18 protein-coding genes are annotated in these 24,220 nt (G+C 58.1%); all 18 read right to left on the reverse strand.

Annotation, left to right across the window (positions count from 1 at the left end; genetic code table 11):
• Positions 1-23 precede the first annotated feature (23 nt).
• The gene (locus ICA15_RS12825; RefSeq protein ID WP_210553347.1) at positions 24-884 is read right to left on the reverse strand and encodes a tetratricopeptide repeat protein; all 861 of its coding nucleotides are present in this window, start codon (positions 882-884) and stop codon (positions 24-26) included.
• Positions 877-3,771 (reverse strand): SH3 domain-containing protein, encoded by a 2,895-nt coding sequence (locus tag ICA15_RS12830; RefSeq protein ID WP_210553346.1) that lies wholly within the window; start codon positions 3,769-3,771, stop codon positions 877-879. The genes ICA15_RS12825 and ICA15_RS12830 overlap by 8 nt, the downstream gene beginning before the upstream one ends.
• Before the next feature lie 37 nt (positions 3,772-3,808).
• Positions 3,809-5,851, reverse strand: coding sequence for a type VI secretion system tip protein VgrG (locus tag ICA15_RS12835; RefSeq protein ID WP_210553345.1), 2,043 nt, complete (start codon positions 5,849-5,851; stop codon positions 3,809-3,811).
• Positions 5,852-5,879: 28 nt separating this feature from the next.
• Positions 5,880-6,881 carry a serine/threonine-protein kinase gene (locus tag ICA15_RS12840; protein ID WP_150616888.1) on the reverse strand — a complete coding sequence of 334 codons (1,002 nt, stop codon included), beginning with the start codon at positions 6,879-6,881 and terminating at the stop codon, positions 5,880-5,882.
• Positions 6,878-7,606 carry a PP2C family protein-serine/threonine phosphatase gene (locus tag ICA15_RS12845; protein ID WP_042561783.1) on the reverse strand — a complete coding sequence of 243 codons (729 nt, stop codon included), beginning with the start codon at positions 7,604-7,606 and terminating at the stop codon, positions 6,878-6,880. Before ICA15_RS12845 ends, ICA15_RS12840 begins: the two co-directional genes overlap by 4 nt.
• Positions 7,606-11,145 (reverse strand): type VI secretion system membrane subunit TssM, encoded by a 3,540-nt coding sequence (gene tssM / locus ICA15_RS12850; protein WP_210553344.1) that lies wholly within the window; start codon positions 11,143-11,145, stop codon positions 7,606-7,608. The genes ICA15_RS12845 and tssM overlap by 1 nt, the downstream gene beginning before the upstream one ends.
• Before the next feature lie 13 nt (positions 11,146-11,158).
• Positions 11,159-12,034: a type IVB secretion system protein IcmH/DotU gene (gene icmH / locus ICA15_RS12855; protein ID WP_150604656.1), complete on the reverse strand. Its 876-nt coding sequence runs from the start codon at positions 12,032-12,034 to the stop codon at positions 11,159-11,161.
• A 5-nt stretch (positions 12,035-12,039) separates the two neighbouring features.
• A complete protein-coding gene (gene tssK / locus ICA15_RS12860) occupies positions 12,040-13,371 on the reverse strand; it encodes a type VI secretion system baseplate subunit TssK (protein WP_007920300.1) in 1,332 nt (443 codons plus the stop codon).
• Between the two features lie 2 nt (positions 13,372-13,373).
• Positions 13,374-13,874, reverse strand: a complete 501-nt coding sequence (gene tssJ / locus ICA15_RS12865) for a type VI secretion system lipoprotein TssJ (RefSeq protein ID WP_210553343.1) — start codon at positions 13,872-13,874, stop codon at positions 13,374-13,376.
• A 5-nt stretch (positions 13,875-13,879) separates the two neighbouring features.
• Complete coding sequence (gene tagH / locus ICA15_RS12870; protein WP_210553342.1) at positions 13,880-15,076, reverse strand: type VI secretion system-associated FHA domain protein TagH; 1,197 nt, start codon at positions 15,074-15,076, stop codon at positions 13,880-13,882.
• An 18-nt stretch (positions 15,077-15,094) separates the two neighbouring features.
• Positions 15,095-15,235, reverse strand: a complete 141-nt coding sequence (locus ICA15_RS12875; RefSeq protein WP_150616891.1) for a type VI secretion protein — start codon at positions 15,233-15,235, stop codon at positions 15,095-15,097.
• Positions 15,236-15,328: 93 nt separating this feature from the next.
• Positions 15,329-16,849, reverse strand: coding sequence for a sigma-54 interaction domain-containing protein (locus ICA15_RS12880; protein WP_210553341.1), 1,521 nt, complete (start codon positions 16,847-16,849; stop codon positions 15,329-15,331).
• A 10-nt stretch (positions 16,850-16,859) separates the two neighbouring features.
• On the reverse strand, positions 16,860-19,517 hold the full coding sequence (gene tssH / locus ICA15_RS12885; RefSeq protein ID WP_150604659.1) for a type VI secretion system ATPase TssH: 2,658 nt from the start codon (positions 19,515-19,517) through the stop codon (positions 16,860-16,862).
• Between the two features lie 11 nt (positions 19,518-19,528).
• On the reverse strand, positions 19,529-20,536 hold the full coding sequence (tssG, locus tag ICA15_RS12890; protein WP_042561791.1) for a type VI secretion system baseplate subunit TssG: 1,008 nt from the start codon (positions 20,534-20,536) through the stop codon (positions 19,529-19,531).
• A complete protein-coding gene (gene tssF, locus ICA15_RS12895; RefSeq protein WP_210553340.1) occupies positions 20,500-22,287 on the reverse strand; it encodes a type VI secretion system baseplate subunit TssF in 1,788 nt (595 codons plus the stop codon). Before tssF ends, tssG begins: the two co-directional genes overlap by 37 nt.
• Before the next feature lie 69 nt (positions 22,288-22,356).
• On the reverse strand, positions 22,357-22,779 hold the full coding sequence (locus tag ICA15_RS12900; protein ID WP_210553339.1) for a hypothetical protein: 423 nt from the start codon (positions 22,777-22,779) through the stop codon (positions 22,357-22,359).
• A gap of 58 nt (positions 22,780-22,837) precedes the next feature.
• Positions 22,838-23,251, reverse strand: coding sequence for a hypothetical protein (locus tag ICA15_RS12905; protein ID WP_210553338.1), 414 nt, complete (start codon positions 23,249-23,251; stop codon positions 22,838-22,840).
• The gene (locus ICA15_RS12910; RefSeq protein ID WP_210553337.1) at positions 23,248-24,216 is read right to left on the reverse strand and encodes a DUF6402 family protein; all 969 of its coding nucleotides are present in this window, start codon (positions 24,214-24,216) and stop codon (positions 23,248-23,250) included. The genes ICA15_RS12905 and ICA15_RS12910 overlap by 4 nt, the downstream gene beginning before the upstream one ends.
• Between the last annotated feature and the right edge of the window lie 4 nt (positions 24,217-24,220).

Raw genomic sequence — 24,220 nt, forward strand, 5'->3', positions numbered from 1 at the left:
CATTTTCATCCAATAGCTATGCTCTATTTATTCGGATCCAAGCGTTCTCCAACTCGTGCAGGAATTTTTCCTGACAAGCCTTTTTTCGCCATCACTGAACGATATTCAACATAATAATTCTTTGCTTCATTATGTTTACCGAGCGCCCAAAGCGAGTCTGCCATATTAAGTTTCAACGGCACTCTATCCGGCGCAAGAGGCAGCAACCGCTCATAAACTTGCGTAGCTAACAGATTTTCACCACCCTCCGCAAAATAAAAACCGATATCATTGTACGCTGCCACATTTGACTTAGGTGGATTGCAAGCCATATATGAGGGGATGCCCATAAACATCAAATCTTTTATAGAGTTCGCTCGTAACTCGACTGAAGAAATTCTGGAAACTTGGTCTATCATGCTTTTCGGAGGAAAACTGCTTTTGACAAAATCATATACTTCCCCAGTAGAGTCTTTCCACACTGCACCAACCCAAGAGCCATCACACTGGAGTGCAGAACCAATATTTTCAACACAACCTGTCTCTAAGGAAACCGCATCACAATAGGCTTGCTCGGATTGTTCACTGTACCCGTGACCATCGCTCACCTCTCCAGAAACAACGCGCAGCAAAAGCATCTTCCTCTTATCAGGAGACACATTCTCCAAGCTTATTAATGTAGAAATTCCTGACGGGGTCGACTTGGTTGGAAGGCTATAAATAGAAAAATTATCATTTACCCCTTTATATTCGACACTATTCCACCCACTACGAAGTTTGTCCCAACCGCTAAAACGCACAGAAGTACCGTCCACGCCATTTACAACGACTGGCTCACCTTCAGCACGACACGGGGAGGTTGCCAAAACACCCACCACAAAAAATGCATGAAACTTATTAACCATTCAAGGCCACCTTGAGATTATTATGTCGAATCGGTCCATCTGTCATATTGCCGCGATTAGTTCCAGTCCCGTAATACACAAGAATTTCTCGTTCATACGCTGAGTGATTAATACCCCACGTGGTAACATCTCTACTTACAGTAGCATGCGCCAGAAAAAACTTATCCAGAGCTCTTTTCACACTATCAGGTACATGTGAGGGTCGATTCACACTCTCGTCTAAAACGGTGGCCATCCCAAACTCTGATTTGAAAAGCTCGGCAATTTTGAAACTGTACGAGGTCGGCGACTCCACTAAAACGCCCCTCAATCGCGTAATGAAATCTGAGATCTGAAGCTCGACATATGATGGGGATCCCATAGCACAAGACAAAACCGAAACTGGTTTACATTCAATTAAGTGCCCCTGCGTGCTCTGCGAACACCCTAACCTCAGTGCATTTTTTAACTCGACCTTCTCAAGCTTATGACCATCTAAAAAATCTGGGTGCTGATAATACATTTGTGGTTTAGTCGAGCTTAAATCAAGATACCACCCTTGCCCCTCAAACAATTCTAAATATTCATCAAGATATCTATCTTTGAATCTTTTTACTTGATCAGCAAGCTCACCTGCACCCGTTTCCTTCTTAATGGTTTTCTGCATCGCACCCGCTGTTACAATCTCACCATCATAAGCTTGTACAGCATTGATTTTACCTTCGTTCTCACACATAGCGGAAATTATTCTTCTTTCGCTAGCGGTTACCTTCCCGGCAGCTTGCATAATGTTCCAATGGGGTGAGTCACCCAACTTACTCTCCCCTTTTACTTGCGGGCCAAAATTTAAACTACCATACTTAACAACATACACATCAACCTTACAATTACACGACTTTTTCTGATCAAAGTTCCCAACCATACCTATTGGATGTATATGCCATATCTTCCCATCCGGACTTAAACTTTCCTTTGGTGCAACCTCTGGCCACCAAGACAAACTCTTAATCCTCTGTTTTTGCGCAACCCAGTCTAAATTCGGACGATCCGCTGAATGCCCCATTAGTTCATCCAGGGCATCCCATTTCGCCGCATCATAGAACCATTCACTTTCATATTTAGTAATAAGCTGAGATATAGATTGCGCGAACCAAGGTTTAGCAAGTGCTGCTTGAATTTCAGTAGATGTCAGTTTGTCGTTCTTATCAGAATCAATAATATCGTACAACCCTTCCTTTACCGGGCCTTTAGTAGATTTACTAGCTAGAGGAACGAAGGTAGCTTTTTCTTCCTCGGTAAGCATATCGCGATCATGAAGAAACGAAGAAAAGTGATCGGCATTACTGCCGGTCTCTTCAATAAATTTAAACCCGACCCATTCCCACGGTTTATGGCGAGTGGTCATCAAATCCTTATCGCACACCCAGCCGCTGACAGGATTTCCCTGGCCGTCCCCCAGTATCCCTTCGAGGTGCCACCATCTAGTCGTACTTGTAGTTGCGGGAGCGTTGCCTGTGCTGGGGGTAGTGGTAGATTGTTTGATTTTTTTTGAATCCGGCAGGGCCTCTAAAACACTTGAGGGAACAACCAGATCATATCCAATCACCACACCGGCGTCGTTGGCTTGTGGTGGATTGGTCGCACTTATATCTGGGCGATGAGTAATTAGCTTCGTATCTTTGTGAATCTTTAACAGATTTTTTTGATCGTCTGGTAAGGCAGCAGCTGCACCTTGGCTAAGAGAAACAAATTTCTCAATGTCATCGCACGTGAATACTTCCACATGAACTAGGTTGCGAGGTGCTCCTTCATCATGTTCTTGATAATGACCTGCAAAACCAACCAATGCGCCGGCCTTAATGGTCACAGGTTCATCGAGCAAAACGACCTTCCCCATATCCTTGGGCTCAGTCTTAGTTTCAAGAGAGGGAAACCATACATAACCTCCAATATTGCCAGCCTCATCAGCAGCAAGTGCAGGAATTGGATTACCACTCACAACTTTTACTAGTTTTCGATAGTTACCAACTGCGCCTTCCTGGCTAATTTCAATTTGAGTGCCAGCAGGCAGAATCGACATAACCTCGCCGGTGGTCGACCCCGTTCTACGAACTCTCAACCCCTTGGCCTGATTAGCAGGTATATTTTTTGCTAGCTCGCCAATCAGGTACTGATCTGGGCCTTTACTGTTCATTTGGGTTTTGAACACCCAGCCGCCTACAGCTACGGATTGGTCAGCTTCCGGCGACACACTTACAACTTTTAGCCATTTTCCATCTGTACTCGCGCCTCCCGTGGTGACGGTTGTGCCACGCGGCAATGTAGTCAGAATATTGGTGTAATCCGTGGTTCCTGGAAGCCCTGCGCGCACATTCAGGCCCTCGACGGGATCCTTCACATCCGCTTTTACTTGGTAGCCTCCATTAACCCAATAGGACGGCCGCTCCAATATAGGCGTTTTCGTCCTGTAGCCATCCATGTCCAACAGATGCATATACAGGCTATAAAACGTCAATATCGGTCCCGCAGCTGGAGCAGGTGGCGGAGGTCCACCTGCTCCGGCAGGTGGTGCTGGAGGGGACGGCACCTCCAAGACGTGCTTAATCAGCACAAAGCCTGTCGAAGCAAAGGCGGTACGGTCGGTATATACCGTGGCTGGATAAGTGTCATCGATCCGATAGGCAACTACTTGACCATCAGCGATGCAACGAACCTCGCTCTGTGCCGAGACTAATCCAGAAGCCTCATCAAAATGCACGCCGCCATGCCACAAGCCATTGCTGCCAAGTGGGTAATAACCATCCTGCGCCTTCGCTAATGCCGCGTAATACTGCTGTGGATCTGTGCCACCTGCACCACCTATCTTTATTGGGTAAGACCACTTTTTAACTTTCACTGGCTCTGTCATTTGTACTTTTACCTAATCCTTTTTGATCCGTTGGCGGTCAACCAGAGAACCTGATCATTCGCATTGGTCGAAGGTCAGCTTTCTGAGGCACCGCATTCCCCAACGCCTGATCCATCAAACTCCCCGCCTTATCCTTATCCGCCGCCCCCGGCAGCACCGGCGGTTTAATCCCGATCCCGGTGCCGGAGCCAGCCGAGCCCCCGGCATTGATCTTGATCACCGGCCCAACCACCGTCACACCACCGCCATCCAGCTTGATAAAGCTCCCACCCCCAAGAATGGTCAGCTCTGTCCCCGCCTCAATAACAATCTTGTCCCCAGCCTTGAGGTGTATCTCTTTCCCCACGCTGGTCAGTTGCGCAGTCCCCAGCTTCACATGCTGGTTTTGCCCAATCGTCAGGTGATCATCCAGCTTCGCTTCGATCTTGCGGTCGCTGATGGTGGTGCGGTGTTCCTCGGCTTTCAGCTCGGTGTAGGTGTTCTTCACCACCGTGTCATGACGTTCATTCCCGACCCGAATCTTCTGGTCGTGTTCGACGTTCTCGTCCCAGTCCCGCTGGGCGTGGATGAAGATTTGTTCGGCGCCTTTCTTGTCTTCAATGCGCAGTTCGTTATACCCACCACCACCCGGCGAGCTAAGCGTTTTGAACACGCTGCGGGTTTTGTTCGCCGGCAGTGCATACGGCACCGGGTTTTCCTTGTGGTACAGGCAGCCGGTGACGAGGGGTTGGTCGGGGTCGCCTTCGAGGAAGGTTACGAGGACTTCCATGCCGATGCGCGGGATGCTGATCGCGCCGTAGCGGTCACCGGCCCAGGAGCTGGAAACGCGCATCCAGCAGCTGGTTTTGTCGTCGGCCTGGCCTTCGCGGTCCCAGTGGAATTGCACTTTGATGCGGCCGTATTGGTCGCAGTGGATTTCTTCGCCTTTGGGGCCGGTGACGTGGGCGGTCTGGCTGCCGAGGACGCGGGGTTTCGGGTGTTCCAGCGCGGGGCGGTAGAACACGTCCCATGGGGTGGCGAGGAAGGTGTTGCGGTAGCCCTGGTGAAAGTCGTCCTTGTTGTCGGTGGTGTCGCTGGTCACGCCTTCTTCGAGGACTTGCGGCTGTTTGCCTTCGTGGACGATTTCGGTGAGCAGCCACAGGTCGTTCCACTCGCTGCGCGGGTGGTCGGACATTTCCATGAAGTGGCCACTGACCAGTTTGGTCTGGTCGCCACGACCCTCGGCCTGACGATAGTCGGCGCGGTGGCGTTCGAGGGCGCGTTGGCTGAGGAACTTACCGCGCGCACGCTCGATGAAGCGGCCGGGGTAGTCGTAGTCTTCGAGATCCGGTTCGGTGCTCTCGCCTTCAGGCTTATAAGCAGCTTCCATTTGCAGGCGCGGTTTTTCGAAGTCGTAATCGCGTCGCGTGACGCGGCTGGTGCGGGTTTCCAGGCGCAGTTTGAAGCCTTTGATCACCGGTTCGTCGGCGACCATCCCGCTGCCTTGTACGTAGGCGGTGGGCTGGCCGAGTTTCTGGAACACGGTCTGGTCGTCGCCGAATACCAGCAGGTGAGCTTTGTCGCTGTGCTGGAAGTGGTAGTGAATGCCCTCCTCTTCGCACAGGCGCTGGACGAAGTGCAGGTCGGTTTCGTCGTACTGCACGCAATAGTCGCGATCCGGGCACGGCTGGCTCAGCTGGAAGCTGTAGGCGTTGCCTTTGATGCCGTGTTCTTCAAGGATCAGCGCGATGATTTTCGGCGCCGACATCTGCTGGTAGATGCGCTGGTTGGTGCGGTGATGCAGGTATTGCAGCTGCGGCACCATCGACACTTTGTAGCGGGTCAGGCGCTTGCCGGCATCGCCTTGGGCGACGCGGTAGATCTGGCCGTGGATGCCACTGCCCTGCGGATCGAACGCCAGGAATGCCTGCTTGTGCAGAAGCTTTTCCAGGTCCAGATCCGGGTTCTCGCTGACCAGTTCGAGGTCGAAGCGATAAGGCTGGCTGATGCCTTCGGTGCCGGTGAACGACAGCACTTGCAGGTCGCCGACATAGTCTTCAACCGTCAGGCTGAAGTGGGTCTCGTTAGCTGAGTTGAACATAAAGTGCTCCCTGTTCGAATGTCATCCGTTACGCCCGAAACCGCAGACGTTGCAGCCAGGATGAAGTGGCGCCCAAAGCGTCACGCAATTGTTGGGCAGTGATGGTGCGCTCTGCCGGGTCGAAGCTCAGCGCGGTTCGCAGCGCCGGCCAGCCGTGTTTCGGTAAGTTCTGCGGGGCTTGCAGCTCACGCTCCAGATGCTCGTCGCGGGCCTGGGTCGAGGGCAAGCGGCGGAACGGGTGTTTGCCGCTCGCCAGTTCATAGATCACACAGGCCACGCCGTACACGTCCGCGCTGGCCGACAACGCTTGGCCCTCAAGCAGTTCGGGGGCGGCGTAGCCCGGGGTCCAGGCGTTGAAGCGCTCGCGGCTCAGGTGCGGCAGGCCGGGCAAGGTGCCCTCTTCTGCCTGGCCCAAACCGAAGTCGAAGAGGCGCAAACCGTCTTCGCTGAGCATGACGTTGCTCGGTTTCATGTCACCGTGCAGCACGCCGCGACGGTGGGCGTAGGCCAACGTGTCGAGCAGCGGCAGGACGATGTCGCGCAGTTCTTTCCACGGCAGTCCGAGGGGCCGCTCGCAGAGCAATTTGTCCAGGGTCAGGCCACGCATGTATTCCATGGTGATGAAGGCCCGCTGGCAGTCGGTGTCGACTTCAAAGGTGTGCGCACGCACGACGTTGTCGTGGCGCAGGCGTCGGGTCAGCGCGAACTCGCTGTAGAGCAAGGCACTGGCGTCCGGCGATTCGGCAAATTCTTCGCTGAGGATTTTCAGCGCGATGTAAGGGTCGGGATCACCGAACTGTTCATGCAGCAGATCCCTTGCCCGGTAGACGGCGCCCATACCGCCCGCCCCGAGCAGACGCTCGAGGCGATAACGGCCCGCCAATACGTCAGGCAGTGCACCAATGCTGGCCTTGGTAGGCGCCAGCAAAGGCTCTGCATTATTGGGCTTGGCGAAGGCGAAGTAGGTCAGGTTGTTGGCCTGTTCTTCACTCATCAGCAAGTCATCGATGGGCGATTCGATTTCACTCATTGGCGGATTACCACGGCAGTCAGGTTGTCGCGAGCGGAGCCCCGCAGGGCGCCGTCGAACAAACGTTCCAGCGCCACATGCGGCGCGCTGAGGCTGAGGGCGGTGCCGAGGGCATCGCTGCTCAGGCCCTGATACAAACCATCGCTGCAGAGCAAAAACGCATCGCCCGGATAGACCTCAAGTTCCAGTACATCCAGGGTCAGTGTGTCGGCCGCGCCGACGGCTCGGGTCAATGCCTGAGCCGCCGGGTGCGCCGCCGCCTGTTCGACGCTCATTTGCTGCTCGTCGATCAGTTGCTGCTGCAGCGAATGGTCTTTGGACAGCTGATACAGACGCTGCCCGCGCCACATGTAACAACGGCTGTCGCCGGCCCAGATACAGGCCGCGCGATTGCCTTCCACCAGCAGCGCCACAACGGTGCTGCCCATGATGCTGTCGTGACGGCCGGCAGTGACGGTCAACTCCTGCCCCAAACGCCTGTTCAACCAATGCAGGCATTGGCGGATGGCTTTGAGGCGTTCGTCGAAGTCGTCGTGTTGCGGCAGTTCAGCCAGGCTGGCGACGATCAACTGGCTGGCGATGTCGCCACCCTGATGACCGCCCATGCCGTCCGCGACCACCCACAGCCCCTGCTGCGGAAGGTCGAGGAAGGCATCTTCGTTGCGCGCCCGCACCTTGCCCGGGTCGGTACGCGCCGCGCTGCGCCAGGGACTGGCCACCAGCATCAGAGCTGCACCGGCATACGGAAGGTGCGCAATACGCCGAGGTCGAACGGGTTCGGCGAGCGTTGGCTGGTCAGCAGGTAGTTGGCGCGCAGGCCACCTACGTCAGCTTTCAGCACCAGCACGTCGCGACCGCTCAGGTACTCGGTCTGCATCAGGTCGAACAGACGGAACAGCGACCATGGGCCGGAGTTCTTCTCGATGCCGATCGGACGCCCGGCCATTTTGTCCATCACCAGGCTGGTGCGGCCGTCTTCAGCATCGGTCGGCCATTTGAACGACATTGGCAGGATCGGGCCGTGACGGTATTCCATGGTCTTGTCGCCGAACTTGAACTCGGAACGGCTGACCGCCGGATCGAGGGTGTACGGCTCCAGTTTGAACTGCACGGTCGGTTCGGCCGGGTTGATCGAGAAGAAGCTCTGACGAATCGTCAGCGCAGCCGCCATCTGATCGAGGTAGACCTTGGACACCGGCAGGCTGTGGCCGTCGACGCTGCGCATCCGGTAGTTGCCCGGATCACCGCTGACGAACGGACGCATGTAGCTGTCGAAGAAGCGGTCGACGGTGCCTTGCGCGCGGAAGAACTCGCGGAAGTCGCTGATCGCCACGTCGCTGGTGCTGCTGGCGCTGAACGGATAACGCTTGCTGATGGTTTTGCCATACACGCTGTACAGCTCGTTCTGATAACGGCCGTTCAGGTATTGGTAGGCATCGTTGAGCACCAGGCGCCACGAGTCTTCGGCCAGCACGTTGAACCACACGCTCAGCGGACGCGGCAAGCGACCCGAAGCGGTGCGCAGGTTGGTCAGCGCATCACGCTGGCCGCTCATGCGGGTTTTGGCCATTTCGAACGCGGCTTGTTCCGGCGTACTGGAACGGGCCAGGCCGGACAATTGCAGTTGCAGGTCGTTGAGCGCGCTGAGGGCTGGTGTCAGGTCAGCGGCCGGGCCGTTGTTGTCATCGAGCAAACGATGCAGCGGTTCAAAACGACGTTGCAGGGATTTCTTGGCGGTGTCCGGCAGGTTTTTCGCGACGCTCAAGGCCGAAGCCTTGTCCGCTGCGGCGGCTGCCAGTTTGCCGACTTTACCCAGTTTGCCTTTCTGCCCGGCCAGCGCATCGGCGGCTTCGCCCGCTTCTTCGACCGGGTCTGCGGCGGCCTCGAAGCGCGTGTTTTCGCGCACTTCCGTCAGCAACGCGAGCACCGGCGAGTTGGCCGAAGTCAGGCCCGCCAGTTGCTCGGCGCCTTCACCGGCGTCGCTGATCGGTGGCAAGGCCACTTGGCCAACGGCCTCGCTCCAGTAGTTGGCATAGTCGCGGAAATACAATTGCTCCAGTTCGACCATCAGGCGACGCAAGTCCATGTCGCTGATGCCCGCGCCTTCACCCAGTACCCAGTTGTCACGCAGGATGTCGGTGACCAGCGCCGAACCCTGTACCGAGAAATACTGCTGATAACCGGTTTGCGTGTAGAAACCCGGGATCACGTACTCGGTGCCGATAAACAGCGAACCCTGCGGGCCGAGGTGTTGGCTGAAACGGTATTCCGGCAGGTCGCGCGCCTGCTCACGAAGCATGCGATAGACCACGGTAGCCAGCGACTCGCTGCGCAGAACCTGACGCGCCTGCGTTACCAGTTGATCGTTCAGCGGGTAGATGAAAGGTTGCTTCAGCAGGCGTTCGAGATGGACGTTCAGGCCGTTCTGTACCGCCGTGTTGCCGGTGTAGCGTTGCGACCAGTCACTTGCGATCCAGTCCTTGAGCCATGCGGCATCGCGGCGATCCTTCATGTTCAGCATCAGGTACGCGCGCAGGCTGTTGAGCAGCTTTTCGCGGTCCTTCATGTTGGTGCGGATCTGCCCTTCGAGCATCGTGGCAACCCGTGGCAGCAGTTGCGCTTCGAGCTCACGCTCGTACGCCGCTTTGACCGACGGATTGATGTCTTCGCCCTGGTACAGACCACCGCGCTCGTGGTACGACACGTCGCCCTTCTTCGGGAACACCTGAGTGGCGGCGTAGCTGGTGTCGAGGGTTTTCAGCACGCCCATCGCGTCATCACGCGGGGTCAGCGCCGAGCGCTGCTGAGTCCAGTTTTGCGCCAGTGTGCGCAGGTTTTCCAGACGCTCGTAGTTGGCCGAGAATCCGCCCGCCCAGAGCATGCCGAACAGCGCCAGCGCCGCCAGTGCGCCGACATACAACGCACGTTGGCCCCAGTGGATGCGGCTGCGCTCACGTTTATCCAGACCGGCCAGATCGGCCTCGGGGAAAATCACCTGGCTAAGCAGGTGGTGGATGAAGCGCGAACGACCGCTGCGCAGGGTCGGCAGCACACCGGCATTCATGCCGAGGCTGGCGCCGATGCCGGCGGTGGTCGAATCCATTTCCTGGGTCAGGTGCGGTGCGCTGGTCAGGTAGAAACCACGCAGTTGCGTTGCACGCTGATAGCGGTTGCCGGTGAACGCCATGTCGACGAACAGGCACAGACGCTCGCCGATCTGCCCCAGTTGATGCGGGAAGTCGAGGATGCGACCACGGCGCTGGGTATCGCGCTCGGAGTGCATGCGCATGATCACCTGGCTGTTGAGGCGACGCAGCAGTTCTTCAAACTCGTTGCGCAGCACAGCCACGTCGGTGCCGATCTGTTCCTTGCGGAAACTGGTGCCCAGCACCTGATCGCTTTCTTCGCGGGTCAGTTGATCGAAGAACTCGTCGAAGCCGAGCAGCTTGTCAGCCTTGCTCAGCACCAGATACACCGGCACATCGACGTGCAGCTTCTGATGAATGTCCTGCAAGCGACCGCGCACCTGGCGCGCCAGGGTGTCGATGTCTTGCTCGCTGCCACCGGTGAGGGATTCCACCGGAATGGTCACCAGCACACCGTTCAACGGACGGCCGCGACGACGCTTGCGCAGCAGCTCGAGCAAGGTGCGCCAGGCACTGCCGTCGACTTCGGCGTCCGGCTGGGTGGTGTAGCGCCCGGCGGTGTCGATCAGCACACCGTGATCGGCGAAGTACCAGTCGCAATGACGGGTGCCGAGGGTGTCGCGGGTCAGCTTGCGGTCGATCTTGTTGATCGGGAATTCCAGACCGGAAAAGTCCAGCAGGCTGGTTTTGCCAGAGGCTTGCGGACCGATCAGCAAGTACCACGGCAAATCACTGCGCCAGCGCTCGCTGCGACCACGATACAGGCTCGACGTCTTCAGGGTTTTCAGCGCGTCTTTGAAGCGCGCCTTCAACTCTTTCTGCTCGTCGTCGATCTGCTCTTCACGGCGGATACGGTCCTGGCCGTCTTCGCTTTCTTCGACGGCTTTCTTGCGAATACCGGCGCGCCAGCTGACGAAGACCATGGTCAGGCCCCAGATCAGGAACAAGACGCTGATGGTCAGCAGACGCGAGGTCGCGCTTTCCCAGAACTTGTAATCATCAACCGCCAACAACGGGCCGACGAACCACACCAGCAGTGCCACGAACAGCACCAGCAGCAGGGTCCAGACCCAGGTCTGGCGCAGGAAGGCGCCGACTTTCTTGAAAAACTTTTTCATCACACGTCCCTGTTTACGGCTGCGACTGCGGTTGAACCGCGGCTGGATCAAGCGGCTGGTATGGTTGCAGAACGGTTTCGCGCTGCTCGCCCAAGACCCAGGCGAAGCCCGAATACATCACCACCAGACAGACGACAGTGAACAACACCACCATCCACGCCGGCACGATGCGCACCAGACTGCGGCGCTGATCGTTGAGGCCTTCCCAGTGCGGCGACAACTCACGCGGCACGTCGCCACGCAACTGACGGATCTGGCGATACAAGGCATCGCGGATGCCTTCAAGCTCGAGCATGCCACGCGCCTGTACGCGGTACTTGCCCTCGAAACCGAGGGACAGGCACAGGTACATCAGCTCGAGCATCGGCAAGTGCTTGACCGGGTTTTTCGACAGCCGATCGAGCAGCTGGAAGAACTTCTCGCCACCGAAGGTTTCGTTGTGGAAGCTGCTGAGCAGGCTCATCTGCGACCATTCGCTTTCGTTGCCCCACGGCGTGGTCACGACAGCTTCGTCGACCACGGTGCAGAGCACGTAACGCGCGGCCATCACCTGGCTGCTTTCGGCGCCGTTGTGCAAGGCGCGCACTTCAAACAGCTTGAGCCCGGCGGTCAGGCGCTCATTGAGCGCGTAGAGGTCTTCGCGGGTTTCGCTGTGCTTGAGACGCACCACTTCCGAGAGCAGTTCGGACGAGGCGGCCACCAGCGAATTGAGGCTGATATTGAACGCCTCCGCCGGACGCAGGCGCGCGGCGTAGATCATGCGTTCTTCCAGTTGCTCGAAACGCGGCGGCGCGGCGAAGTCAGTCAGCGGACTCGCCGCCGGGCCGTGGCCCTGGCGGTCGAGCAAGACCGTTTTGTCGTCCTGGCTGTAATCCGTTTCCTTGATCATGTCGGTCAGTTCCTGATGGCCCAGAATTTCAGTTCAAGCTCGGCAAATTCGCCGGACACGTGGAACGCGAAGCCGCCGGAGCGCTCGAGTTGTGCCAGGTCTTCGGAACTGAGTTCGAGGATGAAATAGGTTTTGTTGGAGTGGAACGCGATCTGCCGCGGGGCCACCGGCAACGGTTTGACCTTGATCCCCGGCAAGTGCAGGTTGACCAGCTGGCGGATGCGCTCCACCGGGCCGACCTTGAGGTGCGCCGGCAAGCGGTGGCGCAGTTCTTCGGAGTCGCAATTGGCACTGGCTGCCAGCACGAACGACGCCGAGCCGAGCAGTTTGTGGTCGTGCAACGGCGACACGATGATGCCGTACTGACGCGCTTGCAGGATCAGTTCGATGGCGTGCTGTTCGAGCACCATCGACAGCACCTGACGGATCGCTTCCATCAGTTTGCGAAAGCTCCCGCCCTGGTCGGCGTGGGAGTAGCGGCTGTCCAGGCGCGGGCGTTTGCTCTCGCCGGAGAAGGTCGCCAGATCGCCGAGCATGGTCAGCAGCGTGCGATACAACTCTTCCGGGTGCACCTGCTCCAGGCCCAGATAGTGACGCAGCAGCAGTTCGGTGCGGTTGATCAGTTGCAGCATCATGAAGTCACCGACCTCGGCGCCGCCGACCTTGCCGTTGGAGCGAATCCGCTCGGCAATGGTGTCGCCCCGGTGGTTGAGCATGCTGATGACTTCTTTCAGACACGACAGCAGATAGCTGGACGCGTGAGCCTGAATGTAAGTCGGCACGAAGTCCGGATCGAGACTGATCACGCCGTCGGGCGTGGTGTCGAGCACGTCGCAGATCTTCAGCTTCACGTAGGCCTGATCGCTCTGCTGCTCGCCGAGCAACAGTTTGAAGTCCGGGCGACCACAGCTGACCTGGCTGGCGGAATCGTCGCCGGCGTTGGAGTCGGCCACTTCGGCGTCATACGCGGTGTAACGCGCCAGTACGTCTGATTGTTCCGGACGGCGCGACTCGATGTGGTTACCCGTGACCAGCGGCAGCGCCAGATAGATCGGCGTGTTGCCGGTGTTCGGTGGCACGTCCAGCGCCAGCGGTTCGGTGTTGCCACCGAGCTCGAACAGGCTGCCGTCCGGCAGAATCCCCGAGGCTTCACTGATCACCAGTTTGCCCATGTTGAGGAACTGCAAGTCGATCTCCAGATTGAGGAAACCCCAGGTGTAGCCACCGAGCAACTGGGTGCGGGTTTTCATCTGGTGATCGTAATAGCGATCGTTGTGCTGGAAGTGCTGCGGACGCAGCAGCATGCCTTCCTGCCAAATGACTTTATGGGTATTCATGATCAGTCATCCGCCTTGGCGAGCACTTGATGGGTGTTGCGGATACCGCCCTGGTCGAGGGTCAGATCAGCCTCGGTGACTTCCAGCGGGGTGATCTGCACCGTGTAGCGCCACTGGCTTTCCGGCAGGTCGCGGTAGGCGGCGAGGACGCCGACGTAGAGGCTGCCCTCCTCCACGCTGAGCTTCATTTCCACGGTTTCACCCGGACGCAGTTCGAGTTCTTCGCTGGCCACCAGATCCGGGTTGAGGGATTCCTTGGCGCGCTCGTAAAGGCTGAAGAAATCAGCATTCTCGAATGTCACCGGGTGCTTGAGTTCGAACAGGCGCACCACAATCGGCGACGGGCGACCGTTGAGGTCCGGGTTGAGCTGATCGCTGCCAGTCAGTTTCAGGTTGATCTTGGTCACTTTCGAGTACGGCGACAGCGACGAGCAACCGGCGAGCAGCACCAGCACGGTGAGCGCAGTCAGCGTCTTGAAAAAAGCGGTCGAACGGCGAGACATGCGCATCATCCTTGGTGGTCGGTGTGGAGGGTGGAGATCAGGCGGATCTGTTCTTCGTAAGCCTGGGCGAAATCGCGGGCCAGCAGACGCTCGCTCCAGTCATCGTCCTGACGCAGCGCCTGGTGATAACGACCAAACGCTCTCCAGCGCCCGCCGGAAGTCGCGATCATCGGCTTGCTGTCGCGCTCGAAACGCAAGGTCAGTTGCTCGGGCGAGAAGTGCTCCAGCGTGCCGCGCACGGCGGCGCGGCTGGCGGTCAGCAAGGCCACCTGATGCGCCTGCAAATCGCGGAACGCGCGGGAGATGGCTTGTTCGGCAGGCAGGTGTCCGGGCTTGCTTGGCTGCAACAGAATCTCCAGCGCTTCGCTCGGATCGACGGCGAATTTCAGCGGGTTCTTGTTGGTGCCTTGCACGGTGGTCTGGGCCAGACGCAGTTCGTTTTTCAGCTCCGAGCGGGTACGCAGGCTCTGCTGCAAACCGCCGATGCTCTGACGCAGCAAACGCGCGGCGTTCAGCGCCAGGGCTTCGCGTTCGTCGTGGCCGAGACCTTTGACGTCAACGCCGAGTGCGGCGCCGAAGTGCTCCCAGAAACCTTCGCTCTGACGCTCGACGGCTTTCGGTGCCGGAGCGGGTTCAGGTTCTGCGGGCGCGGCGATCAGCTCCGGCACCATCAGGCTTTCCATGTCGATGCGCGCGTAGTCGGCACGCTGACGGGAGTCTTCAGGCTTGGTGTTCGGCGCCAGCAGTTCGTCGATTTCCGAGTACACGCGCTCTTGCTGTTCGAGGGCGTTGAGCGGGTCGAGATCGAGGAACGCGTCGTCCGGAATGATGCTGCCGGCCGCACGCGGACGGCCGACTTCGCCGTCGAAGGTCGCCGGGTCACGCACAAGGCGCGCGCGAATTTCGAAGTCGCCGAGCACATAGGTGCTGCCGTGCTCGATGCGCATCGGTTCGCCCTTGTGCAGGCGTGCGCCGCTCGTGCCGTCCTGAACACCGTTGCTGCTGGTGTCGGTCAGGAAAAACGTGCCTTCGCGGTAGCTGACAATCGCGTGGTGATTGGACAGATGACGCTTGCGGTCAGGGATGATCCAGTCGCAGTCCTCGCCCCGTCCGATCACGCCGCCGGCCTGTTTGAAGGTCTTCTGGCACAACTCGGTGGGCACGAACTGCTTGGTGTTCAGCATTTCGAAAACCAGTTCCATGTTTGATGCTCCTTGCGGTCACTTGCCGCGATTGACCGCTTGCGGATCACCCAACGGGCGATAGTCGGTGTCATTGAATTTGTAATTGCCGCTACAGCCGCCAAGGCCACATAGAACGACGAGGGTCAGCAGGACAGCTTGCCAGTGACGAACAGACATCAGAGGGTCTCCAGGGGTAGACAAAGCACAAAGCGCCGGCCCTTGCGGGCGGCGCTGAAATAGGTTTTTCGAGGAGAAAACGATGATCTTTGCCTACCCATCGAAATCTCCCAGATTGATGTTCAACCGCCCGAGGCGGTACAGCAGGGTGCGGCGTGGCAGGCCCAATTCGCGGGCGGCGAGGGTCTGATTGCCGTCGTTCTTGCGCAGGCAATCGAGCAGCAATGTGCGTTCGACCCGCTCCATGCGCTCGCGCAGATTCAAGCCACTGTTGTCTTCGGGCATCGGCTCCATACGCAGGGAGAAATGCTCGGCCAGTAACTCACCGCCCTCGCACAACAACACCGCGCGCTCGACCAATGCCTTGAGTTCGCGAACGTTGCCGGGGAAGGTGTAACCGGACAAATGTTCCAGCGCCGGTTCCGACCAGCGCACCGGATCACGTTGCAGGAATCTGCAGGTCTTCTCGGCGAAGTGCCGGGCCAGATCGAGGATGTCGCCTTCGCGCTGACGCAGGGCCGGCAGTTCGATGGGGAATTGCGCGAGGCGGTAATACAAGTCCTCGCGGAATTTCCCTTCGCTGACCAGCACCGACAAATCGCGGTGCGTGGCGGCGATGATGCGCACGTCAATCTTGTGCGTGTCGTTGGAACCCAGCGGGCGGATCTCGCCCTCCTGCAACACGCGCAAGATTTTCGCCTGGAGCGACAGCGGCATGTCACCGATTTCGTCGAGCAACAGCGTGCCACCGTTGGCCGCATCGAACAGCCCGGCGCGGTCGCGGTCGGCGCCTGTGAACGCGCCTTTGCGATAGCCGAACAGCTCGCTTTCCAGCAGGTTCTCGGGGAACGCCGCGCAGTTCTGCACGATGAACGCCTGGGAACGACGCGGCCCGCAATCGTGAATCGCCCGCGCGACCACTTCCTTGCCGGTGCCGGTCTCGCCCCGCAACAGCACGGTGTACGGGCTGTGCAGCACTTTGCTGATCAGCGAATAGGTCTGGCGAATCGCCGCGCTTTTACCGATTAGCCCGTAACCGCTGATGCTCGGCACGCTGCGTACCGCTGGCGCCTGAACATCCAGAGGCTGGCGCAGGCGTTGCAGCAAGTGCAATTGGCCGAGCACGAACGAACCGAGCTGGCCGAGCGAATCGGCAAAGCCCTGCAGGTCGGCGCGGCGACGGCTGGCACACAACAGCAAACCTTCCACAGCCTTATGCTGATTGACCAGCGGCACGCACAACAGTGATTGCCACGGCGAAGACGCGGCCGGCAGAAAACTGGTTTCGTGCAGGCTGGCGCTAAGGTCGTCGAGGCACACCACGCGGTTCTGGCACAGGGCGAATTGCAGCAATTGCTCACCGTTGTAATCCGCCGGCAGACTCGCCGCCTGGCGCGGTTGCAGCGCGCCGTCGAGGTATTCGGCGTTCATCCCAAGGCAGGTGTGGGTGGCATCGAGCAGATACAGCTGCGTCAGTTCGCAACCGCTCAACTCGGCCAACCCGCGCACAAAGTCACCCAGCAGCGCAGCACCGTCCGCCGCCCGCGACAGGCTGGCAAACTGCGCCAGCAACGCTTCGGCGTAAGCCAGCGGCTGCGGCACTTGAGTGAACATCACGCCCACCTCAGGCGAACTCGCACGTCACGCTGGCGTTGCCGTCGAGCGTGGCATGCACGCGCTTGAGGCTTTCACCCGTGGCCATGGCATCGAGCAAGCGATCGGCTACCAGCGGCAGCACATGCTGATCGAGCAGATGATCGATCAGACGCGCGCCGCTGTCGCTTTGCGTGCAGCGCTCGGACAGATGATCGACGAGGTTCTGGCACCAGCTGAAATCCAGCTGACGACGGTTCAGGCGCTCGCCGAGACGACCGAGTTTGATCTCGATCAGCTCGCGCAATACCGGGCCGCCGACTGGGTAGTAAGGCACCACTTTCATCCGCGCCAGCAGGGCGGGTTTGAAATGTTTGCTGAGTACCGGGCGAATCGTCTCTTCGAGCACTTCGGCGGTCGGCCGCGCGCCACCTTCGCAGAGGTCGCTGATGCGATCGCTGCCCAGGTTCGAGGTCATCAGGATCAACGTGTTGCGGAAGTCGATCTCGCGACCTTCGCCGTCGTTGGCCACGCCTTTGTCGAAGATTTGGTAGAACAGGTTAAGCACGTCCGGATCAGCCTTCTCGACTTCATCGAGCAGCACCACCGAGTACGGTTTCTGGCGCACGGCTTCGGTGAGCATGCCGCCCTCGCCGTAACCGACGTAGCCCGGTGGTGCACCGATCAGGCGAGAAACGGTGTGTTTCTCCTGGAACTCGGACATGTTGATGGTGGTAATAAAACGGTCGCCGCCGTACAGCAGGTCAGCGAGGGCCAGCGCGGTTTCGGTTTTACCGACGCCGCTCGGGCCGACCAGCAGGAACACACCGACCGGCGCGTCAGGCTTGTTCAGGCCGGCAGCTGTGGCGCGCATCGAGCGATCCAGTGCGTGCACGGCTTGCTCCTGACCACGGATGCGCGTGCGCAGGTCGGTGGCGAAACTGGCGACCTTGGCGTTGTGCTCACGGGCCAGTTGCGCCAGTGGCACGCCGGTCCAGGCGCTGATCACTTCGGCGACCAGACGCGGGCAGACTTCGAAGCTGACCAGACGTTCTTTGACCTGGGCGGCGGTGAGTGCGCTGTGGGTTTCGTTGAGTTGGGCTTCCAGCGCTGCGACGCTTTGACCTTCCTCGACTTCAGCGGCCAGGGTTTCGATGACGGTGCCTTCGGCGTCTTCCTCAACCGATACGGTCGGCTCGACCGCAGCGGCTTCGCGCGCCTTGGCCAGTTGCTGACGCAGGTCCAGCAAGCGCTCGGCCAGTGCCTTCTGTTCAGTCCACAGGGCTTCCAGCGCGACCATTTCGTCTTCGGCTTCTTCCAGTCGCGCTTCCAGTGCATCCAGCGCTTCGTGGTCGATCAGCAGACCGGCCTCGGCATCGCGGCGCAAGGCCTGACGCTGACGACCACCTTCGGCCAGTTCGCCACGCAGACGCTCAAGGCTTTCCGGGGCGGCGGCGAGGCTGATGCGTACGCGGGCGCAAGCGGTGTCGAGGACATCGACGGCTTTGTCCGGCAGTTGCCGACCCGCCAGGTAACGCGCGGACAATTCAGCCGCCGACACCACCGCGTCGTCACGCAGATAAATGCCGTGGCTCTTCTCGTAGACCTGGGCCAGGCCACGGAGAATGGTCACCGCTTCGCTGACGGTTGGTTCATGCAGTTGAACTGGCTGGAAACGACGGGCCAGCGCCGGGTCTTTCTCGAAGTATTTCTTGTACTCGGCCCAAGTGGTGGCGGCGATGGTGCGCAGTTCGCCACGGGCCAGTGCAGGTTTCAGCAGGTTGGCTGCATCGGAACCACCGGCATTGCCGCCCGCGCCGATCAGGGTGTGGGCTTCGTCGATGAACAGAATGATCGGTTTTGGCGAAGCTTTGACTTCGTCGATCACGCCTTTGAGACGACGCTCGAATTCACCTTTGACGCTGGCGCCGGCCTGCAACAGGCCCATGTCCAGCGACAGCAGTTCAACGCCTTTGAGCACTTGCGGCACTTCACCGGCAGCGATGCGCGAAGCCAGACCTTCGACGATGGCGGTTTTACCGACACCGGCCTCACCGACCACAATCGGGTTGTTCTTGCGGCGACGGGCAAGGATGTCGACCATCTGGCGGATCGCGCCATCGCGGCACAGCACCGGGTCGAGTTTGCCGTCGCGGGCCTGTTGAGTCAGGTTGTGAGTGAAGCGCTGCAACAGCGATTCGCCCTGCGCGGCAGGTTTACCGTTGGCCGCCGGTTGCTCCTTTTGCGACAGGGCAAATTCTTTCAGGCGATCGATGTTCAGCTTGGCGAGCAGCGGCTGATAACGGCTGCCGGCATAACGCATCGGGTTGCGCAGCAAAGCGAGGATCAGCGCGGCGTCTTCGACCTGGGTCTGGCCCAGTTCGAGGTTGGCCACCAGCAGTGCGTCTTGCAGCCATTGCACCAGTTCCGGGGCGAACACCGGGTTGCGCGAAGCGCTGTGCTCGACCCGCGATTGCAGCGCGGCGCTGAGTTCACCGGCATCGACATCGGCGTCCTGCAACGCGCGTGCGAGTAAGCCGTTCGGACGCTCCAGCAGGCCGAGCATCATGTCTTCGACGAGGATCTTGCTGCCGCCACGGGCTACACAGCGCTCAGCCGAACGCTCCAGATCACGACGGGTTTCGGCGTCCAGCGCCTGAATGAGTTGTTGCAGGTCTACGTTGATCATGGCTCACGTCCTTAATGAATTTTGCTGCCCAGGGTCACCACGCCGTCCGCCTTCTCGCGGCCCAGCCAACTGGTCCAGCCGAGGCGACAGGCGTTCTGCTCACCGATGCGCAGTTCGCGGATTTCTTCCTGGCGCAGGACCAGGCGAATGTCGTAATCGAGCGGGTCACGCAGGGTGAACCGCACCAGCGCGCAGAGCGGCTGGTAACCAAAACCGATCGGCAGGAATTCGTGGAATCGCTGCCAGTCGAGTTGGGTGATGTGAATGCGGAATTTGCCGCTGCGGTCGCGCACGCGCTCACCGAGCACCAGGTCCTCGCCAAGCACGCTGTTGTCGCGGCCCAAACGATTGCGCTGCTCGTCGAGAATTTCCACGCGGCGCTCGATGCACTGCTCGATGACCAGGTCTTCGTGCTTGAAGTAGTAACGCAGCACGGCCTCGATCAACGCCGCCGAGTGCGCCCGCAAACTGAGCAGGCCGAGGTACGGCAGCAGGCGTTTCCAGTTGAGTTCCTTGGCCTTGCGGATCTCGTCGCCACCCAGGCCGATCAGTGCGAACAGCTGCGATGAAAACGGGTCAATCGCCCCGCTCTGGAAACTCGCGCGATAGCGGTACTTGCGCCAGATCGGCAGCATCAGCCGTTGCAGACGATGGTGGAACAGGTCGAGGAAATTGCGCGTCGGGTTGCCGTCTTCGCTGTCGCCCAAGGCTTGTTCGCCGTAGAACGCCGGCAGCGGTGAACCGGAACCGACCAGGCCGATCAGGTTGAAACGCACGCGCGCGCGCATCTGCCCGTGCTCTTCGAAAAACTCCACGCGATCGACATCGCTACGCGGAAATCCGAGGCTCGGGTTGGCCTGAAACTCGACCTGATCGTACAGATCGTCTTCGCTCAGGTGCGGGTGTGCCTCGCGCAGCCGGTCGATCACCAGCAGCACGGCCTGAAACAGCGAGTACTCGCGTATTACCCGGGTCAGCCCGCTTAAAGCAGGGGCTGAAGGCCCATACGTGGTGTCCATTGGTACACCTCTCCCTGTGTGCTTTTTACCCGCAGCTCATGGAATGAATTGAGACTGGCGTAAAGCGCGAAAAACTCGTTAAGAACCGAAGCGAAAACGAACAGGTCGCCTTCGCCGATATACCCTTCCGGATCGATGGTCAGTTCGGTGCGCAAACCGCGCACCGGCAGGCCACGGTGCAGCCGATCGACGTGGTGGTGCTTGATATGTTTGAGGCCGCCGAGCAGGCGCTTGCTGACTTTCTCCGCGTGCTGGTCGTAGTAGCGCGGCAGGTCGTAGGTTTCCAGAATCACCTTCAACGCATTGACGTCGGCCAGCGACAGATAGTTAAGCGACATGTTGCTGATCAGCTTCCACAGGAAGTCACGATTCAGCGGCGGCGCGAAGCTTGGGGTGGCCGGGGTGATGTTGCGGAAGCTCAAAAACTCCGGCGTCTCTTCGCAGGCCATGCAGATGTCGCCGAGCTTGAGCTTCTTCGGCAGGTTCTGGTTAGTGCACATCAGCTCGATCGACAGCGTTTCGTGAGCTTCGGTGTGGCGGATGCCGAAGCTCAGGTAAGTGTCGAGGCCATCGTGCAGCAGTGACGAACGCTGACGGATACTGTAATGCGGACGGCTGTTGGGCACGTCGAAACTCGGGTCGTGCTCGAAGGATTCGAACGGCACGTACTCCTGATAGCCGAGGCCGCCGGGCTTCCATCCCGTCACGGTTTCCACCGAGAACACGCCGCAGTTTTCCAGATCGTATTCCGCCGGCAGCAGCAGGTATTCGTCCTGTTTGCCGTCGAGGCGGATTGGCAGCGCGTCGTGCTCGAACAGATTGACGATCGGCGTGCAGAACAGCTTCACGTTATCCAGCGTCGGCCGCATGCGCATGATGCCGCTCTTGCGAATGTCGAAACGCAATTCCAGGCCGCGCATCTGCTTGAGGGTGTCTTCGGGCAGCGCCTTGAGAATGTCCAGACCGTTGACGTCGACGAACAGGAATTTGTCCTGGAAGGCGAAGTATTCCTGCAGGTAGCGATAACCACGGAAGGTGTTCAGCGGATAGGGGATCAACGCTTCTTCTTCGGCAAAGCCCACTGGTTTGACGCGATCACCGGGAATCTTGAACGCCATCGGTTTGCCGCTGACGCCATCAATCGGCTTGCCGGCGCCGTCGAGCGGGATCAGCTCGATGCCTTCGAGGTTGCGCAGCAGGCTCAAATACAGCATCTGGCTGATGTAGCGCTCACCGGCAAAGTGCAGGCGCAGCTTGCTCAGTTCCAGTTCGCCGAGGTGGCCGTCGGCGCTCATTTCCAGACGCAGGCTGAGCAGCGAACCGTCGCCCTTCACCGAGTAATTCAGCGCGGCCAGATCCAGCGGCAGCACCTCAGTCGGGTAGCAGGTACGGAAGCGGCAACGCACGTCTTCGATCGGTTTGCTTTCCACCGGCGTATCGCGCGCGACCACCAGCGCCGGGCCGGAACGCTTGAGCGGATCGAACTGCAAAATGCTGAACGCCGGCAGCGGCCGCATGTAGTTCGGCCACAGCAGTTGCATCAGCGAATGGCTGAGTTCCGGCAACTCGTCATCGAGCTTCTGGCGCAGACGCCCGGTCAGAAAAGCAAAGCCTTCCAGCAACCGCTCCACATCCGGATCCCGCCCGGCCTGGCCCAGAAACGGCGCCAACGCCGGACTACGCTCGGCGAAACGGCGACCGAGTTGGCGCAGTGCAGTGAGTTCGCTTTGGTAGTAGTGGTTAAAGGACACGGGTTACCTGCCTGGTAGTGGAACTCATGGAAAAACTGTCCTGTGGATTACGCTCGATGTCCGACCTGATCATTGGATTGCACCTGCAGGCTGACTTGGCGGGATTCGATCCGATACGTTTCGCAAAACCCAACGCAACTCGATGACTTGAGTGGTGAGAATTGCCAGCAACGTGACGCAACCTTGTGCAACGCCGTAAAACAGGGCTCTCAACGGGTTGTCCGGCAGCATCCATAGCAGAATGAAGCCCACCATCAGACCAAGGATGACTAGCTTGGCGACCAGACTTGGAATCAGCGCAACGATCAAGTTGACGCCCAGAAAAATGTAAAACAGTGCGTAACTCGCCATGCCGATGGCGACACCGCGGGAGGTGAATCCGCCGTTAAAAAGCTTGTAAGCATGCACAACCGCGTCATTCAAAAACGCGTAAGCCACGCATCCGAGGGCGTGGATTAACAGGCATAGGCCAAGACGTGCGTAGTTACTCATGCAAGCCCCAGATTCCCATACCACGAACCAAAACCACCCTGTTTCCCGGCCCAGAACATCAATTTTCCAGAACCTTGTAGGGCGTATTACTGATAAAAAAATCCAACCAGTGCTTTCTCGGATTAGATAGCGCCAGCGTGAACTCCTTGCTTTTTTTATCCAGCTCGATGAAAACAACTCCGACAACTTCGTCATCCTCATCGGCATTCATATCCAATGAAACATCAGAAAACAAAGGGGTTCGATATGCACGATCAGGATTATTCAAATCCGTAAAACGCAAATACACCGAATCTCGCGGAGTCAAAAGGGAACTCGCCGGAATTGACTCTATAAGATACTGTCCGGACGGACTCTTTTTTGAGACATCAGGTGCACGATTCAAAACACCATTTATAATAAAAGCGACAACGATGAACAAGCTGACCAATAGCGCAGCCAAACTCATAAAAAACTTATTCCATGAACTCATTTAGAGATTTCCTCAATAGGAGCCACGGATACGCTCTCGTACAAAATGTCCGAATAAACGCGAAAGCCCCCCCCTTTTTTATTCTGATCCCGATAATCTCGAAAATCGCTATTTTGTACGAGCATATAATGCTTGCCTTCCAGCTCTCTATATCGCCGCACGGCTTCGTCCTTTTGCTGAGGGCTTTGTTCTCCCTTGACCTGCTTATACGTGGACTCAGCCATCAAAGAAGTCATTTCGGCAGCCAGCTTCGCGTTTGTTTTAGCGCCTTCCACAGGATCAGTGACCAATTTATCAAAATTCCAGTAACCTAGAATTTGACTAAAAAGAGCAATACCATCATTGAAGTCATAAGCATCTTCAATATAAAAACCGATTTGCGATGGCGTAAAAACAATACTTTTGCCTGTTACGACTACCGAGCCTTCGGCAATCACGCGCATATTGAAATTTGCAAGCGCAGCGCGAAGCTCGTTAACTTCATCAGCACCAGCCTGTTCGAACTCGACAACTTTATTATTGGAGTAACCAAATTTCTCAGCAGCACTGGCCACGCCATTAAAAGCCACTGGATAACAGCCGGGAACGCTATTGGAAAAATTATCTCGCAATCTCTTCTTTATCAGATTGATCCCAGGAGGACTGTTCCAGTTTGCTTTCAAGTGTTTGAATGCTGCATTTGCTCGCTCAAACCCAAGCACCCAATTCATTTTAACGATGGACTCTTCGATGTAATTTGCCGGAGCAAATGCGTCGTGCCTTTTTACGACATCATCCATTCCACCATCTTTTGTCGCCCATGGTTTACCATTGAACCAATGGCTCATCAAAGCAGCGGCAACAGGCCAGTTTATTTTTTTCATCGTGGCCGGGATATCAGTAATCTTGAACTGGCGCGCAGTAGCAGTCTGACCGGTTTTATTGCTCGCCGGAGTCATGGTGGTTGCCACTGTCTTCGCTGCCATCTCT

Source organism: Pseudomonas sp. P116 (genome assembly GCF_020149425.1).
GTDB lineage: Bacteria > Pseudomonadota > Gammaproteobacteria > Pseudomonadales > Pseudomonadaceae > Aquipseudomonas > Aquipseudomonas anatoliensis.

Bases quoted from the DNA above. Each gene is read 5' to 3' on its own strand.
- ICA15_RS12825 (WP_210553347.1), bottom strand. From the start codon at position 884: ATGGTTAATAAGTTTCATGCATTTTTTGTGGTGGGTGTTTTGGCAACC.
- ICA15_RS12830 (WP_210553346.1), bottom strand. From the start codon at position 3,771: ATGACAGAGCCAGTGAAAGTTAAAAAGTGGTCTTACCCAATAAAGATA.
- ICA15_RS12835 (WP_210553345.1), bottom strand. From the start codon at position 5,851: ATGTTCAACTCAGCTAACGAGACCCACTTCAGCCTGACGGTTGAAGAC.
- ICA15_RS12840 (WP_150616888.1), bottom strand. From the start codon at position 6,881: ATGAGTGAAATCGAATCGCCCATCGATGACTTGCTGATGAGTGAAGAA.
- ICA15_RS12845 (WP_042561783.1), bottom strand. From the start codon at position 7,606: ATGCTGGTGGCCAGTCCCTGGCGCAGCGCGGCGCGTACCGACCCGGGC.
- tssM (WP_210553344.1), bottom strand. From the start codon at position 11,145: ATGAAAAAGTTTTTCAAGAAAGTCGGCGCCTTCCTGCGCCAGACCTGG.
- icmH (WP_150604656.1), bottom strand. From the start codon at position 12,034: ATGATCAAGGAAACGGATTACAGCCAGGACGACAAAACGGTCTTGCTC.
- tssK (WP_007920300.1), bottom strand. From the start codon at position 13,371: ATGAATACCCATAAAGTCATTTGGCAGGAAGGCATGCTGCTGCGTCCG.
- tssJ (WP_210553343.1), bottom strand. From the start codon at position 13,874: ATGTCTCGCCGTTCGACCGCTTTTTTCAAGACGCTGACTGCGCTCACC.
- tagH (WP_210553342.1), bottom strand. From the start codon at position 15,076: ATGGAACTGGTTTTCGAAATGCTGAACACCAAGCAGTTCGTGCCCACC.
- ICA15_RS12875 (WP_150616891.1), bottom strand. From the start codon at position 15,235: ATGTCTGTTCGTCACTGGCAAGCTGTCCTGCTGACCCTCGTCGTTCTA.
- ICA15_RS12880 (WP_210553341.1), bottom strand. From the start codon at position 16,849: ATGTTCACTCAAGTGCCGCAGCCGCTGGCTTACGCCGAAGCGTTGCTG.
- tssH (WP_150604659.1), bottom strand. From the start codon at position 19,517: ATGATCAACGTAGACCTGCAACAACTCATTCAGGCGCTGGACGCCGAA.
- tssG (WP_042561791.1), bottom strand. From the start codon at position 20,536: ATGGACACCACGTATGGGCCTTCAGCCCCTGCTTTAAGCGGGCTGACC.
- ICA15_RS12900 (WP_210553339.1), bottom strand. From the start codon at position 22,779: ATGAGTAACTACGCACGTCTTGGCCTATGCCTGTTAATCCACGCCCTC.
- ICA15_RS12905 (WP_210553338.1), bottom strand. From the start codon at position 23,251: ATGAGTTCATGGAATAAGTTTTTTATGAGTTTGGCTGCGCTATTGGTC.
- ICA15_RS12910 (WP_210553337.1), bottom strand. From the start codon at position 24,216: ATGGCAGCGAAGACAGTGGCAACCACCATGACTCCGGCGAGCAATAAA.